At 60.0% G+C, this 16,813-nt stretch carries 17 protein-coding genes; 3 read left to right on the forward strand and 14 right to left on the reverse strand.

From position 1 onward, the window contains the following. Positions 1–28: 28 nt before the first annotated feature. From rsmH to B5F17_RS13050, 14 genes are all read right to left on the reverse strand, one after another. Positions 29–967 (reverse strand): 16S rRNA (cytosine(1402)-N(4))-methyltransferase RsmH, encoded by a 939-nt coding sequence (gene rsmH, locus B5F17_RS12985; protein ID WP_087374465.1) that lies wholly within the window; start codon positions 965–967, stop codon positions 29–31. A 308-nt stretch (positions 968–1,275) separates the two neighbouring features. Continuing rightward, on the reverse strand, positions 1,276–1,740 hold the full coding sequence (locus tag B5F17_RS12990; RefSeq protein WP_016148673.1) for a hypothetical protein: 465 nt from the start codon (positions 1,738–1,740) through the stop codon (positions 1,276–1,278). 4 nt (positions 1,741–1,744) lie between these two features. Then, positions 1,745–2,230, reverse strand: a complete 486-nt coding sequence (gene coaD, locus B5F17_RS12995; RefSeq protein ID WP_016148674.1) for a pantetheine-phosphate adenylyltransferase — start codon at positions 2,228–2,230, stop codon at positions 1,745–1,747. Continuing rightward, positions 2,227–2,784, reverse strand: a complete 558-nt coding sequence (gene rsmD / locus B5F17_RS13000) for a 16S rRNA (guanine(966)-N(2))-methyltransferase RsmD (RefSeq protein WP_016148675.1) — start codon at positions 2,782–2,784, stop codon at positions 2,227–2,229. Before rsmD ends, coaD begins: the two co-directional genes overlap by 4 nt. Positions 2,785–2,799: 15 nt before the next feature. Then, a complete protein-coding gene (gene uvrC / locus B5F17_RS13005) occupies positions 2,800–4,644 on the reverse strand; it encodes an excinuclease ABC subunit UvrC (protein WP_087374467.1) in 1,845 nt (614 codons plus the stop codon). Between the two features lie 86 nt (positions 4,645–4,730). Beyond that, a complete protein-coding gene (locus B5F17_RS13010; RefSeq protein WP_016148677.1) occupies positions 4,731–4,994 on the reverse strand; it encodes an HPr family phosphocarrier protein in 264 nt (87 codons plus the stop codon). A 243-nt stretch (positions 4,995–5,237) separates the two neighbouring features. Further along, the gene (locus B5F17_RS13015; protein ID WP_087374469.1) at positions 5,238–7,634 is read right to left on the reverse strand and encodes an endonuclease MutS2; all 2,397 of its coding nucleotides are present in this window, start codon (positions 7,632–7,634) and stop codon (positions 5,238–5,240) included. Beyond that, complete coding sequence (gene recO / locus B5F17_RS13020; RefSeq protein WP_162608186.1) at positions 7,631–8,422, reverse strand: DNA repair protein RecO; 792 nt, start codon at positions 8,420–8,422, stop codon at positions 7,631–7,633. The genes B5F17_RS13015 and recO overlap by 4 nt, the downstream gene beginning before the upstream one ends. A gap of 510 nt (positions 8,423–8,932) precedes the next feature. Beyond that, the gene (gene era, locus B5F17_RS13025) at positions 8,933–9,826 is read right to left on the reverse strand and encodes a GTPase Era (protein WP_087374473.1); all 894 of its coding nucleotides are present in this window, start codon (positions 9,824–9,826) and stop codon (positions 8,933–8,935) included. After that, positions 9,827–10,291, reverse strand: a complete 465-nt coding sequence (locus tag B5F17_RS13030) for a diacylglycerol kinase (RefSeq protein WP_087374475.1) — start codon at positions 10,289–10,291, stop codon at positions 9,827–9,829. Then, a complete protein-coding gene (ybeY, locus tag B5F17_RS13035; RefSeq protein WP_087374477.1) occupies positions 10,288–10,779 on the reverse strand; it encodes an rRNA maturation RNase YbeY in 492 nt (163 codons plus the stop codon). Before ybeY ends, B5F17_RS13030 begins: the two co-directional genes overlap by 4 nt. Beyond that, a complete protein-coding gene (locus B5F17_RS13040; protein ID WP_016148683.1) occupies positions 10,776–11,837 on the reverse strand; it encodes a PhoH family protein in 1,062 nt (353 codons plus the stop codon). The genes ybeY and B5F17_RS13040 overlap by 4 nt, the downstream gene beginning before the upstream one ends. Positions 11,838–11,887: 50 nt before the next feature. After that, complete coding sequence (locus B5F17_RS13045) at positions 11,888–13,111, reverse strand: sporulation protein YqfD (protein WP_087374479.1); 1,224 nt, start codon at positions 13,109–13,111, stop codon at positions 11,888–11,890. A 3-nt stretch (positions 13,112–13,114) separates the two neighbouring features. Then, entirely contained in the window at positions 13,115–13,408 is a 294-nt protein-coding gene (locus B5F17_RS13050) for a YabP/YqfC family sporulation protein (RefSeq protein WP_143287746.1), read from the reverse strand. Between the two features lie 78 nt (positions 13,409–13,486). Between B5F17_RS13050 and B5F17_RS13055 the strand changes: the two genes are divergently transcribed. The 3 genes from B5F17_RS13055 (at position 13,487) to B5F17_RS13070 (ending at position 16,777) form a co-directional block, all read left to right on the forward strand. Continuing rightward, complete coding sequence (locus B5F17_RS13055; protein ID WP_162608187.1) at positions 13,487–14,584, forward strand: nucleoside recognition domain-containing protein; 1,098 nt, start codon at positions 13,487–13,489, stop codon at positions 14,582–14,584. A 281-nt stretch (positions 14,585–14,865) separates the two neighbouring features. Then, a complete protein-coding gene (locus tag B5F17_RS13065; protein ID WP_087374486.1) occupies positions 14,866–16,260 on the forward strand; it encodes a D-alanyl-D-alanine carboxypeptidase family protein in 1,395 nt (464 codons plus the stop codon). A gap of 4 nt (positions 16,261–16,264) precedes the next feature. After that, positions 16,265–16,777: a hypothetical protein gene (locus B5F17_RS13070; protein ID WP_087374488.1), complete on the forward strand. Its 513-nt coding sequence runs from the start codon at positions 16,265–16,267 to the stop codon at positions 16,775–16,777. The last annotated feature ends 36 nt before the right edge of the window (positions 16,778–16,813 follow it).

A 16,813-nucleotide genomic window follows, 5' to 3' on the forward strand; every position in this document is an offset into this window, starting at 1 on the left:
TGGACTCCTCTCGGTTTGTTGAACCCCTTCAAATCTTTTCACACACACGCAGCTTTGCGCTTCGTGCGCGGGCGTTCTCGGCCAGTTCCCCGCTGTCCGGAACGATCGGTTTGCGCGTGATAATCTTGACGCGCGGTTTCCGGCCGCATACGCAGACCGGGAAATCCTTCGGGCAGATACAGCCCTGCGCCGCCTTCTGGAAGGCGGTCTTTACAATGCGGTCTTCCAGCGAGTGGAAGGTGATGACTGCCAGACGGCCGCCCGGGGCGAGCACGTCGATGGCCTTGTCCATCGCCTCTGCGACCGCGCCCAGTTCATCATTGACCGCGATGCGGATGGCCTGGAAGCTGCGCTTTGCCGGATGCTGCTTTTCGCGCTTGGCTTTGGCCGGCATGGCGCTCTTGATGATGTCCACCAGTTCCAGGGTGGTCTCGATCGGCTTTTCTGCACGGCGGCGCTCGATGGCAGCCGCGATGAGCGGCGCGTAGCGCTCCTCGCCGTACTCGAAGAGAATGCGGCGGATGTCCTCGCGGCTCCAGGTGTTGACCACGTCGTAGGCGGTCAGCGCCTGCTGACGGTCCATGCGCATGTCGAGCGGTGCGTCCTGCATGTAGGAGAATCCGCGCTCGCCGTGGTCGAGCTGGGGCGAGGACACGCCGAGGTCAAACAGAATGCCGTCGGCCTTGTCGAAGCCCTCGCGTGCGAGCACCTCGTCGAGTTTGCGGAAATCGCTCTTGCACAGCCGCACGCGCTGGCGCACGGGTGCGAGCCGGGTCTCGGCGTTTTGCAGCGCCTCGTCGTCGCGGTCGATGCACAAAAGCGTACCCGCGTCGGACAGACGGCTTGCGATGTGATAGGAATGCCCTGCACCGCCGAGCGTCGCGTCGATGTACACGCCGTCCGGCCGGATGTTCAGCGCATCCAAGCAGGGCTCAAGTAAAATGCTGATATGAAAAAATTCGTTCATGTCAAAATCCAAATTGAAGTGATACGCCGGCGGGATGCGCCGGGCGTGTGGCAGAACAGGGACGGACAGGAAGCCGCACCCATTCTCGTTTTATTATAGTCGTTTTGTTACCGAATTGCAACCCCTGTGCGCGGCTTTCCGGTGATTTTTAAGCGCGGAATGTGCCTGTTTTTCGTCTATTTTCACGATTTTTCGAATTTTCGCACATATGTTCGCAATCCTCCCTTTTCCCCTGTCCCTGTCTGCTGCCGCAAAACACAGAAAAGGGAGGACGAAAAATCTCGTCCTCCCCCGAAAAAATCTGTCTTTTAGCCGTTCTTTCCGGCTGCGCGGAACTTTGCGCGCGCCTTCTTGACCTCTTCTGCCGACAGCGCCAGCGCTTCCTCGGTGCGCTTGAGCGACTCGTCGCAGTACTCGCCCGCAGCGCGGCGCAGCTCTCGCGCCTGGATCTCGGCATTGCCGATGATCTCCTTGGCACGCTTGCGCGCTTCCTGCATGATCTCGGTCTTGTTGAGCATCTTGCGCGCCTCTTCCTCCAGGCGCTTGCGCATGGTGTCAAGCTCGCGGCGGCCTTCGCTCATCATCTGGTTTTTCTGCTGTACGATCTCGGCGGCCATCTTGATATCGGCCGGGAGGGTGCTGCGCAGTTCATCGATCAGGTCGAGCATGCGCTCGCGCTCGATGACGCACTTATCGCTCGACAGCGGGAGTGTCCAGGCTTCCTGAACCATCTCCTGGATGTTGTTAATCAGTTCTTCCAGTGCTGCTGCCATAAAGTCAGTCTTCCTTTCTCATGCGTTTGAGTACCTCGTCCACAAGCTCGGGCGAGACAAAGCCCGAGATATCGCCGCCGTGTGCGGCAATGTCCTTGACGATGGACGACGAGAGATACATATACTCGGCGCTCGTCATGAGGAACGCAGTGTCAAGGTCGGGATTGAGCTTTCGGTTGGCCAGAGCCATCTGAAACTCGGATTCAAAATCAGAGACCGCGCGCAGACCCTTTACGATGGTGCACGCGCCGCGCTGACGGGCATATTCCGCCAGCAGGCCGCCGAACATATCCACCTCAACGTTATCGAGGTGACTGGTCACGCGGCGCAGGAACGCCTGGCGTTCCTCGGGGGTAAACATCGGCTTCTTCGTCTGGTTGTGCATGACCACGACGATAAGGCGATCAAAGAGCGCGGCTGCGCGCTCGATGACGTCCAGATGGCCGAGGGTCACCGGATCAAAGCTGCCGGGATAGATTGCAATCTTCATTTATCTGTCCCGTCTTCCTGATCGTGTGAAACGATCGTGATCTTAATGGCGCCGTAGCGGTATTCGCGGCCTTTCCTGAGGCCGGTCTCGACCGTATCTTCTGCGGCACTTTCGCATACTATTATACCAGTTTCCGACAAAATGTCAAACCTTTCTATCGCGGAAAGGGCTTCCTTCAGGATCTTGCCGCCGTAGGGCGGGTCGAGAAAGATGAGATCATACTGTCCCTTGGCGCAGCGGGATACGAACGCGCCGAAGTCGCCGCCCGTGAGGCGGGCGCGGTCGGAAACGCGGCAGGCGTCGATATTCTTGCGCGCGACCGACTGGGCGGTCTTGTCGTGGTCGACGAAGTCGCACGATGCTGCGCCGCGTGACAGCGCTTCAATGCCCATCTGGCCGGTGCCGGCAAACAGGTCGAGCACGCGTGCGCCGCGCACATGGTTCTGGATGATGTTAAAAATGGACTCCTTGACCCGGTCGGTTGTGGGTCTGGTATCCATACCGGGTACCGGGGTCAGCTTTTTGCCCCGGGCTGTACCGGAAATGACTCGCATAAGGGTTCCTCCGTGTTATTTCTCTTTCTTTGCGCGTTTTTCGTAGTAATCATGCACGTTTTCGGCCACCGTCCGCGGGACAACACGCGCAAGCTCGTCCACCGAGGCCGCGCGAATGTTCTCGATGGTGCCGAAGTGCTTCAAGAGGTCGTTTCTGCGCTTTTCGCCCACGCCCTCGATCTGATCGAGCGACGAGCCGCGCACCTTCTTAGCGCCCAGCGCCCGGTTGTAGGTGATGGCGAAGCGGTGCACTTCCTCCTGAATGCGTCCGATGAGGGCGAAAACCGCCGGGACGGTGGAAATGCCGAACTCCCGGCCATCGGGTGCGACCAGTCCGCGCGTGCGGTGGTGGTCGTCCTTGACCATGCCGAAGCATGGGGTCGTGACCCCGAACTGGTCGAGCACACGCTGCGCGGTGCGCACGTGTCCCAGTCCGCCGTCGATCAGAAAGGCCGACGGCAGCGGCGTGAACTTCTCGTCCCCGTCCTTCCAGCGCTGCAATCTGCGCGTGAGCATCTCGGTCATGGACGCGTAGTCGTCCTGTCCCTGCGCTGCGGTCTCGATGCGGAACTTGCGATACCTTGACCGCGCGGGCTTGGCGTCCTCAAAGACCACCATCGACCCGACCGTATCCTGTCCGGCAAAGTTCGAGATGTCGTAGGCTTCCAGAATGTGCGGCAGTTCGTCCATGCCGGTCATCTGTCCGAGCAGCTCGAGCGACTTGACCCGTCGTTCCTGGCTGGTCTCCACGCGCAAAATCTCCTCGCGCGCGTTCTTCTCGGCCAGACGGATGATGTCATGCCGCCGTCCGCGCTGGGGCACGGCCAGCTCGACCTTGCGCTCTGCGATGGACGACAGGAACTCACCCACCGCCTCGGACTCGTCGATCGGACTGGACAGCAGCACGGTGCGCGGCACCGCGCCGCGCAGGGCGTAATACTGCTTCAAAAATGCACCCAGCGCCTCGCCTGCGTCGGCAGCCGTCACGCCGTCGAGCAGGGTGAACTCCTTGTCGTGCAGGTCGCCTGCCAGATAGTGCAGCACGACCACGCAGCCGCGGGTCTGTCCCTGCACGTACGCGACCGCGTCCAGCTCGGCGAATGCACCCGCGACCACCTTCTGCTTTTCGCCCAGTGCGCGCACGGCGCGGATGCGGTCGCGCAGCGTGGCCGCCTGCTCAAACCGCAAGTCCTCTGCCGCCTGCTCCATGCGGGCGGTCAGGTCAGCAAGCAGGGCTTTGTCGTTACCTTCCAGCAGCGAGATGCCCTCCTGCACGCGTGCCGCGTACTCCTCGGCACTCACCTGCCCGGTACACGGTGCGATACACCGACCAAGGTGCAGGTTGAGACACGGTCGGTCTTTGCCGATGTCACGCGGGAACACGCGGCGGCAGGTCTTGAGCTTTAGGGTCTCGTTGATCGTGTCGATGGCGTGATAGGCCGCACGGCGGCTGGTGTAGGGGCCGAAGTAGCGGTCGGCATCGTGTCCGGGCTTGGGCACGATGGAAAAAGACGGGTACGGCTTGGAGGTCGTGACCTTGATGAACGGATAGCCCTTGTCGTCCTTGAGCAGGATGTTGTACTTGGGCTGATACTTCTTGATCATCTGGTTTTCCAGCACCAGCGCCTCGAACTCGGTCTCGGTGACAATAATGTCAAAATCCCATATGTTTGAAACCATGCGGATGGTCTTGGGTGAGTGGCGGGAATCGGACTGGAAATACTGGGAAACACGGTTCTTGAGTGCCTTGGCCTTGCCGACGTAGATGACCTGTCCGTCCCGGTTCTTCATAATGTAGACGCCGGGCTCGAAGGGCAGGGACAAGACCTTTGCTTTCAGTTCTTCAAAACGTTCGCTCATAGAAATCGATACCAAAGAAAATGGGCGGGGTAAGACAAGAAAAGCACCGCTGACGCGGTGCTTTTGGTGCCTTTGCGGATAGGCGCTTAGTCGGAGAAATTAGAGGTAATCAGCTCAACGAGTGCGTTGACTGCTTCTTCCTCGTCCGGGCCGTCAGCGATCAGATTGATCGTAGTGCCCTTGGTGATGCCAAGAGAGAGAATACCGAGCAGGCTCTTAGCGTTTACGCGACGCTCTTCCTTCTCAACGAGGATGGTGCTCTTGAACTCATTGGCCTTCTGAATGAAAAAAGTTGCCGGTCTTGCATAAAGACCTACCTGATTGGTAACCTGTACTTCTTTCGAATACATTTCCTCATCGCTCCCTAATTCAAAGTTTAATTAAGCTCTCTTAATTCGTTTTTAAACCACTGATAAGATAATAATAGGATACCTTTTTTTTGGCTTTTCGTCAATCCTATTTTCAAAGAAAGCCTTTACTGATTTGTAGAAAATCCCGGTTTTCCGCGAGCTTTATTGAACTATTTCAACAATTTCGCGCCCTTAAACGGGCATAAATGGTGTGTTTTGGTTTTTTCTGCCCGATCGCGGGTTTTACTTAAACTCGACAACCGTGACACCCATTTCGCCCTCTCCGAAGACGCCGTTGCGCACGGTCTTACAGAACTTGTTGCGCTTTAAGTGACTCTGGATTGCAGCGCGCAGGGTGCCGGTGCCCTTGCCGTGGATGATGCGCACGGTGGGCAGCTTGCTCATGAGGGCGGACGAGATGAACTGGTCGACCTCCAAAATGGCCTCCTCAGCACACAGGCCGCGCACGTCGATTTCGCTCGGCGCTGCCTGCACGCGCAGCTCTCTGACGCCGCCCTTGCCGCCTGCCGGACGGCCGGACGGCTTCTTCTCCTGCTTCTGTTTCTTGAGCGGACGCACTTCTGTCACACGGACATTCATCTTCATGATGCCCGCCTGCACCTGTACGTTTCCGTCCGCATCCGGTGCTTTGAGCACGGTTGCGGTGACTCCGGACACGTTCAAAAGCTGTACTTCATCGCCCGGTTTCAAGTTCTTGACTTCATTCGGGTCGACCGTGCGCTTTTCGCGTGCCTTGCCGCGCAGTTCGGTCTCGGTCTGGGTGATGATGCCGCGCAGGGTGGTCTTGGCTGCCGCCAGATTCTGATCGGCTGCCTTCTTCTGCGCCTGCTTCTTCATGTCTTCCAGCTCGTCAAACACGGTTTCGGCTGCCATACGCGCATCCTTGAGGATACGGTCGGCCTTGAGGCGTGCGTTCTCCAGAATGCGGTCGGTCTCGTCCTGCGTCTTGTCGCGGAGGTTCTCGGCCTTGTCGCGCTCGCTCTGTGCCGCCGCTCTCAGGCGCTCGGCCTCGGCCTTATACTTCTCCAGCTGACGGCGTTCCTTTTCCAGTTCGGCCAGAACGTCCTCAAAGCGGGTGTTCTCGGTCGAGATCTGTTCCTTTGCCCGCTCCAAAATGGTGGGCTGGAGTCCCAGGCGTGCGGCGATGGCAAAGGCGTTGGACTTACCCGGAATACCGGTCAGCAGGCGGTAGGTCGGGCGCAGCGTGCCCACGTCGAACTCACACGATGCGTTCTCGACACCGTCGGTGGTCAGTGCGAAGGTTTTCAGCTCGGAATAGTGCGTGGTCGCGGCGACACGCGCACCCATCTGACGGGCGTAGCCGATGACCGAGACCGCAAGGGCTGCGCCCTCGATCGGGTCGGTACCTGCGCCCAGCTCGTCGAACAGCACCAGATCACCCTTGGCGCACTTCTCCATGATGCCGACGATGGTCTTCATGTGGGACGAGAAGGTGGACAGGCTCTGTTCGATGGACTGCTCGTCACCGATATCGGCATAGACGTTCTCAAAGATGCACACCTCGGAGGTCTCGTTTGCCGGAATGTGCAGACCGGACTGCGCCATCAGGCACAAAAGACCGAGCGTTTTGAGCGATACCGTCTTACCGCCGGTGTTCGGGCCGGTGATGACAAGGGTGTCATAGTCGCGTCCGATGGCGATGTCGATGGGCACGGCGGTCTTTTGATCGAGCAGCGGATGACGGGCGCGGTGCAGATTGACCGCGTAGTCCTCGGTCAGGTGCGGCTCGCAGGCATTCAGCTGAAACGACAGCTTGGCGCGTGCGAAAATAAAGTCGAAAGTGCACAGCGCCTCATAGTCCTCGCGGATGGATTCCGCGCACTGTGCCACGCCCAACGACAGCTCGGCGAGAATGCGCTCGATCTCCTGCTGCTCGCGTCCCTCGAGTACCTTGAGCTGGTTGTTGATCTCGACGACCTGTGCTGGCTCGACGAACAGCGTCGCGCCCGAACCCGAGGTGTCGTGCACAAGTCCCGGCACGTCGCCGCGGTGCTCGGCCTTGACCGGCACGACGAAACGTCCGTTTCGCTGGGTGATGATAGCTTCCTGTAAGTATTTGGCGCGTTCGCCCGAGATCATGCGTCCCAGCGTCTCGCGCACACGTCCGCCGATGCGGCGCATCTCGCGGCGGATGGACGACAGCTCAGGCGATGCGCCGTCTGCCATCTCCTCCTCGGAGACAATCGAGGTCGTGATCGACTCTTCCAGGCTCCGATTACCCGAAATGCGGTGATAAATCGGGGTTAAGGTGGTCTTTTCCTCCTGCTCGGCAAAATACGCCTGCATCAGACGTGCCGCCTGCAGGAGCGAGGCCACACCCAGCAGCTCGCGCATGTTGAGCGCGCCGCCAACCTCGCACCGTCTGAGCGCTGCGGTCACGTCGCGGATGCCGCCCAGCGTCGGGCTGCCATTTTTGACCATCATGTTCTTTGCATCGGTGGTCTGACGCAGATAGAGCGCCGCGTCCTCGTGGTCGGTGACCGGTCGCAGCGCCAGCGCCATCTCCCGTCCGCGTGCCGACACGGTCTGCGCCGCCAGCAGGTCGAGGACGGTAAAATATTCCAGTGTTCTAAGTGATTTTTCTCCCAATCGGTTCATGTCTTTGCTCCAAATGTAGGTGAAATCGCGCCCTCCGGTTCCAGAGAGCGGTAAAATGTAAGGCTGTCAAAGCCGCGCTCGGCGCGGCACAGCGCGTACGCCTCGCACACCTGGGCGAGCTGCACACGGGCAGGCCCGCTCAGCGCGAAAGCGTACACCCGGGGCAGCTCCTGTGTCAGGATATGCCGGATGGCCGAAAAGGTTGCCGGGATCAGACGGACATAGCCCTGTGCGCCCAGACGCTCGGCGCAAGACGCGCAGCGGCACACGCCGTCGCGCGGAGAAAACCAGGGACTGTTCCCCAGCGGCTCACCGCACACCGAGCACCGGGAAAATTCCGGCTCGTATCCGCTCTCGGCCATCAGCCGCAGCTCAAAGGCGGCCTTGACGGTCAGGCGGTCGCGCTTTTGCTCGGCCAGCGCGTGCAGGGCGTAGAGCAGCAGGCGGGCTGCCGCCGGACTGTCCTCCTCGGTGTCGGTCATGTGACCGGTCAGCTCGGCCAGATAACAGCACAGCGCGTACGTCTCCATGCTCTCGGTCACGCCCCAAAAGGACGCGATCAGATCGGCCTGCTGGAGCGTATACTTGCCGCCCCGCCCCTGATACAGCGTCAGCTCACTGTAACAGAACAGCCGCACCGCGTTCATCATCCGTCCGCCGCGCCGCCGCACGCCCTTGCACAGCACCTCAATGCGCCGTCCCTCCTCGGTCAGCACACTGATATAGCGGTCATTGTCCCCGAAATCGGTCTCCCGGATGACCAGACCTTTGTGCGTGAGATGCTCCATATCGCTCCTTGTCGTGTTCTTCATGCAGTCCCCGGTACAAAAGATAAGCCGCCGGTTCGCCTGTATGAATAAATCGATTCCAAAATTCCTGTAAATCCATGTACGCTCTCCCCTTTCGTCCCATAGCATAGCCAGCTTTGGGGCAAAGTATAAGAGGAAATATCTCGCTCATTTTCGCGTAGACAAAACGAAGCATAGATTTTTAATTTTCAAAACTTCGGGGCTATGCCTCGAAGTTTTACCCCGACCCCGCGCCGCAGTCCGGCAAGGTGAGAAAATTTCCAAGAAATTTTCGAGAAGGTGCCCTGGGGTACGCGGATATTCCGGGGGTATCGCAGGAGGTTTCTACCGGAACCTCCTGCGTATATAGGGACGAGTCAGCGCCTTAAAATACGCCGCAGGCGTGCGCTGACGAGGTGAGCGGCCCGACTCGATTTTCGAGAGTCGGGTAAAAAATATGCCAGTGGCATATTTTTTAGCGATGGCCACTTGGGTCCCCCTATACCGGTTTTATTCGTCCTGATAGCCGAAGTTTCTCATCTGATACTGGTTGTTTCTCCAGTCTTCCTTGATCTTAATCCACAGGTCAAGGTAAACCTTTGCGCCCAGATCGCGCTCCAGATCGCGGCGTGCCAGCTCGCCGATCTTCTTGAGCATGGCGCCGCCCTTGCCGATGATAATGCCCTTATGGCTGGCCTTCTCGCAGTAGATGGTCGCGTAGATGGACACCGTACCGCTCTCGCGGGTCTCCATCTTCTCGATGCCGACTGCAACGCCGTGCGGTACTTCGCGGTCGAGCAGAAGCAGCATTTTTTCGCGGATGATCTCGGCTGCCATCTGGCGCTCGGGCTGGTCGGATACCATGTCCTCAGGGAAGAGCTGCGGGCCTTCGAGCGCAAACTTATTGATCTCCTCCATCAGGATATCCAGATTCTTACCCGTACGTGCGGATACCGGTACGACCGCGTCAAACTCATGGCGTGCCGCGTAGGCCGCAATAACAGCAAGCAGGTCTTCGTGCTTGACCGTGTCGGTCTTATTGATGACCAGAATGGACGGGATGCCGGCCTCCTCGATCTGCGCGATGAGCTTTTCTTCGGGTGCGCCGATGTTCGGGATGGGCTCGACGATGAGTGCGGCCACGTCGACCTCGGTGACGGTGTCCTCGACGACCTTTACCATGTAGTCGCCCAGGCGCGAGCGCGGCTTGTGCAGGCCGGGGGTGTCCAAAAAGACGTACTGGCAGCCGTCCTTGTTGAGCAAGCCGGTGATACGGGTACGGGTGGTCTGGGGCTTGTTGGACACGATGGCCACCTTGCGGCCAACCAGCTTATTGGTCAGGGTGGATTTGCCTACGTTGGGTCGTCCAACCATGGAGACAATCGCGGTTTTTGTAATTTCCATTTATCTTTTCCTTCCAAATCGAAAAATAAACCAGAGCGCACAGGGCGCTGAAAAAATCAGAACAAAAATCAGGGTGGGATGGGTGTGCAGAGCATCCAGAATGGTGTCAAGCTCGGGGATAAAAAAGAGCAAACCGATGACGGCGCACGCCACCGCGCACACGAACACGCCTGCGGCTGCAATGTCCTTGGCATCGCGCACAGCGCGGTCGTAGCCCGACGCTTTCCAGTCGCACAGGCACTCGATGGCGGTGTTCATCAGCTCCGCGCCCATCATCACGCCGAAGCACAGCGCGAGCACGGCGCACTTTACCGCCGACAGGCGGCAGAGCACGGCGAGCAGGGTCACATAGCAGGCTGCTGTCAGGTGAATGCGGAAGTTGCGCTCAGTGTGCATACACAGCCGGGCGCCGCGCACGGCGTACTGAAAACTCTGGCGCAGCTTGCGGATCTCGCCGCCCATCATGCGCGTACCAGACCCAATGCGGTCAGGTTCTCTTCTTCCTTGCCGCGCATGAGCTTCCGGTCGTCCTCCTCCCGCTCGTGGTCATAGCCCAGCAGGTGCAGCACCGAATGTACGGTCAAAAATCCGCACTCGCGCTCGGGCGAGTGACCGAAGTCGGCGGCCTGTTCGACCGCGCGGTCGTAGTTCAAAATCATATCGCCCAGCATGACCTTGTCGATCTCCGGGTCGTATTCCAGCTCTTCCTGTGCTTCTCCGTTGTAAAAATCGTACATCGGGAAGGACAGCACGTCGGTCACCGCGTCCTTGTCGCGGTACTCGGCGTTCATCTGCCGGATGGTCTCGCCATCGACGATGGTCACATCGATAAAGGCATCAAAGTCGATGCCCTCGCTCTTCAGCACCTGCTGCGCACAGCGGGTGATGAGGTCGCGCACTTCGTCCTCGTGCGCAAGCTCTACTTCGGTGGTCACGCGAATGAGATGGTTCATCTTCTCCCCTCCAGACGGCGTTGGAATTTACGCGGCGCGTCGGGCTTGTCCGACCGTGCAGCGCGTACCGCACGCGCCGGGCGATCCTCGCGCACATGGCTCATCTTGCGGCTCTCATAATCGGCATACGCCTTGACGATGCGCTGTACCAGCTCGTGACGCACAACGTCCTTGTCGGTCAGATAGCACTGGGCGATGTCGGGCACGTCCATGAGCACGCGGGACGCTTCCTTGAGTCCCGAAGTCTTGCCGTCGGGCAGGTCGATCTGGGTCACGTCGCCCGTGATGACCGCCTTGGAGCCAAAACCGATACGGGTCAAAAACATCTTCATCTGCTCGGGCGTGGTGTTCTGCGCCTCGTCCAGGATGATAAAGGAGTCATCGAGCGTGCGTCCGCGCATGTAAGCGAGCGGTGCGACCTCGATCGAGCCCTTTTCCATGTGCTTCTGGAAATTCTCCGCGCCCATCATGTCGAACAGACCGTCGTAGAGCGGTCTGAGGTAGGGGTCGACCTTGCTTTGCAGGTCACCGGGCAGGAAGCCCAGCTTTTCACCCGCCTCAACCGCCGGTCGGGTCAGAATGATGCGCGAGACCTGCTTGTCGCGGAATGCGGCCACGGCCGCGGCGACGGCCAGATAGGTTTTACCCGTACCGGCCGGGCCGATGCCCATGGTGATGGTGTGCGTGCGGATGGCCTCCATATACTTTTTCTGTCCGAGGGTCTTGGCCTTGATGGGCTTACCCTTGGCGGTGATGACCAGCACGTCACGGCCCATGGTGTGCACTTCGCTCTCGCGGCCCTCGCGCGCCAGACCGATAACGTACTGCACGGTCTGGGTGCTGACCGCCTCGCCGCGGCGCGCCATCTCGAGCAGCGCGGCAAAAACGCGCTCGGCGACCCCGACTGCCTCGGGGTCACCCGAAATCTTGAGCTCGGTCGCCCGACTGACCACCGATACGCCCAGTTCGCGCTCGATGAGCTTGATATTCTCGTCGAACGCACCGAAAATGGCGATCATCAGGTCGGCCTGCTCCATCTGCATGGTTGTTTCTATCATATTCGCTGCCTTTCTGTCTTTCCAAAAAATCACCGGACGGTCAGGGGTGCTTACTCTGCCGGCTCCTCCTGCTCCTTTTCGGGCAAGGGTGTGCGGTCGATCATCTCGCAGGCAATCTGCTCCTCGCATGACGCCGTCACGCGCACGCGCACCGCGCCTGCCTCCTCCTCGATCGTCCAGCGGCTGTCCAAAATCGTTCCGTCCAGTGCCTGCGCCAGCCGGTCAAGCCAGGTCTGCGCCGCCGCGTCTCCAACCTCCTGCGCTGTGCCCGAAACCGGGACGGCATCACACGCCCGGCAGGTCTCGCGCACGAGGGAAATGGGCAGCATCAGGCGGCTTCCGATGGAAAGCCTTGTCTTTTCTATGGTTATTTTATCACAAGTATCGGTATGAATACCACTCCCTAAATACAAATTTATCCGCCGGTCGCCCAGAATCAGCGCATATCGAGTGGTCATGCGGTCGGTCGCGCGGGATTCCGTCCACGTCAGCGGACACAGCAGGGTTGCCGTGCGGCTGGTGTAGGCCATGACCCGTCCCATGCCGTGTGCGCGGTGCGCCTCGCCCCACTCGGTCGTATTGGGCACGGCCGACGAGACCAGCAGCTGCCCCTGTTCGACGGCCTCGCCGGGCTGGACGAGCAGCTGTCCGCCGGTTACCGCCGTGCGGCTGACAACCCCGTCCCGGCTGGCAACCAGACCGGTCGGTGCAGCGCGGTCGATACGGTCGGGTGTGGGCACGGCGGCATCGACCTCCACACGCACCGCGTTGCCGATGCGCGTAATCGCGATGACGCCGACTTCCGGGATTTCGCTCTGAATGGCGCGGCGCGTGTCGTCGGTGTCGATCTGTCCGAGCCATGCGCCCTCATAGATACCGGTCTCGCGCAGCACATCGCGCAGCGCACTGACCGGAATGCCGTCGGCGGCGACGATCTCAAGCACCCACACAAACTGGGTCAGCAGCACGACGACCAGCGCCAGTGCGCACACACCGCCGGTCAAAATCCAGCGCCGGCGCAGCCGCGCAACAAAAAACGGCAGGCCGCGCCGTCCAATCACCCGCACCCGACAGCCCGTGCGTCCCATCAGCCGCCGCAGCGCGTAAAAATCGGACAGCGACAGCGTGGTCTCGATCGTCCGGGCATCCACACGCACGGTGTGCCACAGGCCGATCTCGCCCTGCAAGGCGACATTCAGAAACCGTTCGATGGATGCGCCGCACACCCGGATGCGCACCTCACCCGCCGCGCCCGATACCAAACGTCCGATCATACACTACCCCCTCCTGTGCTCCAGCCTCACTTGCTGCACCTGGCCGCGCACCGCGACCTCGGCACGCGAGAGCGCTTCGAGCGTCAAGCCCTCGCCCTCGATGCAGACCTCTCCGTCCGGGCAGTCCACCCGGATACAAGTCTGACTATATGCCCGCACGCCCCGGTGCCGCTCGATGACCAGGCGTCCGCCCTCCACTTCCACACGCGGCGCGCCCTGGACGGCCTGCCCGAGTGCGGCATACATCTCCCGCAGCCCCATCTGCGCTCGCCTCCTTTCTCCCCTTACTCTATGCAAAGCCGGTATGAACCTAGACCGCACGGCATACGATGGACAAAACCCATTTTTTCGGGGTCTGTCAGGAGGGTCACAGCCATGCGCCGTTTGCTGCCGTATTCCGCCGCCTTTCTCGCGGCGATTTTATTCTGTTTGGTCGTACCGCACGCGGCCGCCGCGGCGCGCGGTGCACAGGAAGGTCTGGACGTCGCGCTTGCGACTGCCATTCCCGCACTCTTCCCCTTCTTTGTCGCGAGCGGTCTGCTCATCCGCTCGGGCGCGGTGTCGGTGGTGGGAAAATGGTGCGCACCGCTCATCCGACGGGTCTACGGTCTGCCCGGCGAGGCGGCAGGGCCGCTCGTGCTGGGTCTGACCGGCGGCTACCCCATCGGCGCACAGGCTGCGCGCGAGCTGTACGACGCGGGGACGCTGTCGCGGGAGGAAGCCGAGCGTCTGCTGGGATTCTGCAACAACACCGGCCCGGCCTTTCTCATCGGCGTATGCGGCGCCGGTCTGTGCGGGTCGGTGCGCACCGGTGTGCTGCTCTACGGCATTCACATCGCCGCCGCGCTGCTGACCGGTCTTGCCATGACCGTCCGGGAGTCACCGCAGGCTATGCGGCACGCCAGCCGCGCACCCGAACCGCTACCCTTTTCCACCTGTCTGACCCAGTCGGTGCAGCAGGCCGGACGCGCCTGCCTGTCCATCACCGCCTTTATCATGCTCTTTTCCATGCTGCGCCGGGTGCTGGAAGCCGCCGGTATTCTGGAGCACGCTGCCGTGCTGTGCACCCCGCTTTTGTGGTTCCTCGGTGCACCCGCCGACGCGGCGCAGCCGCTGCTCGTCGGTATCTTAGAGATGACGAGCGGTCTGGTCTTACTGCCCGAGGGTGCGGGACGTGCGCTTTTGCCCGCGATGAGCTTTGTGGTCGGCTTCGGTGGTCTGTCCGTCCTGTGTCAGACGGCTGCCGCTGTGAACGGATTGTCCCTGCGGCGGCTCTTTTATGGGAAGGTACTGCACGGTCTGATCGCAGCCGCCCTGACCATGATCGTCCAGGCCATTCTCCCCCATCCCACGCCGGTTTTCTCTGCCGCGCTCGCCAGTCTGCCCACCCATCCGGCTGCCGGTCTGCTCTTTGTTTCCATTTCTATCCTGTGTGTAACTTCCTCTGGAAAAAAGCACCGAAATCGGCTATAATGAGAATACTATCCCAAATTCCCTTTGATTAGGAGGTGATGCGAAACGCTGCGCCCCAACCGTTTCCTTTTCCGCCGGGACATCGAACCGCGCTGCCTGTACTGTGCCCGCGCCGTCCCGCTCGACGACGAACACGTCGCCTGCCGCAAGCGAGGTGTTGTACCCAAAGAACACGCCTGCCGTGCGTTCCGCTATGATCCCCTGCGCCGCATCCCGCCCAAACCGGCGGTCATCCGCGGCCGCTTTTCCGATGAAGACTTTACGCTGGAGGAACCCGAAGAATGACTTTCCCTGCTCTCCGGCGGCACCTTGCCGCCTTTTTTGTTGTGCTCTTATGCCTTTTGACCGTGTGCCCCGGTGCGGCGCAGGCCATCTCCACCCCGGACATTCAGGCCACTGCCGTCTACTTAGGTGACCCGGAAACCGGTCTGCCGCTGTACGAAAAGAACGCCGAGGAAAAACGCTACCCGGCTTCGACCACCAAAATCATGACCGCGCTCATCGTTCTGGAAAACGTGGACGACCTCGAACAGAAGGTCACGGTCACCCAGGAGGACTTTAACGGCGTGGAAGCCGACTCGTCCAAGGCCGGTTTTGTCGTGGGTGAGGAAGTTTCCATCATGGATTTGCTATACGGTCTGCTGCTGCCCTCGGGTAATGAGGCGGCCAACACCCTCGCGCGTGTGGTTTCGGGCGATGTCCCGACCTTCGTTGACAAGATGAACGCCCGTGCCACCGATCTGGGCTGCACCGGTACCCACTTTGCAAACCCCAACGGTCTGCACGATGACAACCACTACACCACCGCGCACGACCTGTTCCGCATCACGCAGGAGGCCATGAAAAACGAGACCTTCTGCGATATCGTCAGCACGGCACAGAAAAACCTCGCGCCGTCCAACAAGGCTGCCGAGCATCCGAACGGCAAGAATCTGTACTTACTGACCACCAACCAGCTCATTCTGTCGCGCAACAGCCCGTACTACTACGCATACGCCACCGGCGTTAAGACCGGTCACACCAGCCAGGCCGGTTACTGTCTGGTTGCATCGGCGGAAAAGAAGGGTTCGGAGCTGATTTCGGTCATGCTCGGCTGCGAAAAGCCGCAGGGCTCGGCTCAGCCGCTCACCTACGATGAGACCAAGAAGCTGTTTGACTGGGCATACGAAAACTATCAGTCCAAGACCCTCATCAGTCAGGGTACCGAGATTCAGGAAGTGCCCATCCGCCTGTCCACCGAGGCCAACAAACTCATGCTGGTCGCAGGCGGTGACCTGACCGCAACCGTGCCCAAGGATCTGACCGCTGCCGACTTTGAACAGTCCATCACGGTCAAGGAAGATCTGGTCGCACCGGTTACCAAGGGGGACAAGCTCGGCACACTGTCGCTGTCCTTGAACGGCGTCACCTACGGTTCGATCGATCTGGTCGCACTCAATGACGTGTCCATGTCCGAGGTGCTCTACTACGCATACCTGCTCGAAAACTTCTTCAGCACCCCGCTGTTTAAGCTCATCCTGCTCGTCATCATCCTGCTGTTCATCCTCTATATCACCTTCTACATCATCCGCGCTCGCCGCAAGCGTCAGAAGCGCCGCCAGATGATGCGCTCCAAGTACGCACGCATGGAGCAGTACGAGCGTCAGCAGCACAGAGACGACGATCCCAGGAGGTAAGACCATGGACGAACGCAAAGGACTGAGTGCGAAAAATATCCTCGTCATCGTCATTGTCCTCATCCTCTTTGTCGGTGGATTCTTCGTGACCAGTCATCTGACCGGCTCGGTCAAACTGAGCACGAGCGAAGACCTGACCGCTGCCTTGCAGCAGGCTGTCATGAGCGAACAGGCTCCCGAGGTCTATAAAACCGACCTGACCGACCGCTGTCTGGCTGTTCTGTTCGACGCCGGAGACCAGAAAAACGATCTGGTACTGTTTGTTCCCGATTGGCTGTTCCCCGATCGCTGGTGCTATCTGAATGCCATGCAGAGTGAGGACGATGTCGCCGTCTATCATACCCGGGTCGGCACGGAGGACGAACCCAAAACATTGGTGGTCGTGTTCGGTCAGAGTGACCACGACGTGACCGTTACCGCCGGCGATCATCAGGAGACAATCTCCCCGGATAAAAACGGTATCGTGCTCAAACAGTTCCGCGTCGCTGGTAACGTCACCCCGACTTTGAACCCCTAAACCACCGCACCAATTATTAAAGCTTTCGCTCAAGCC

Source organism: Butyricicoccus pullicaecorum, assembly GCF_002160355.1.
Classification (GTDB): domain Bacteria; phylum Bacillota; class Clostridia; order Oscillospirales; family Butyricicoccaceae; genus Butyricicoccus; species Butyricicoccus pullicaecorum.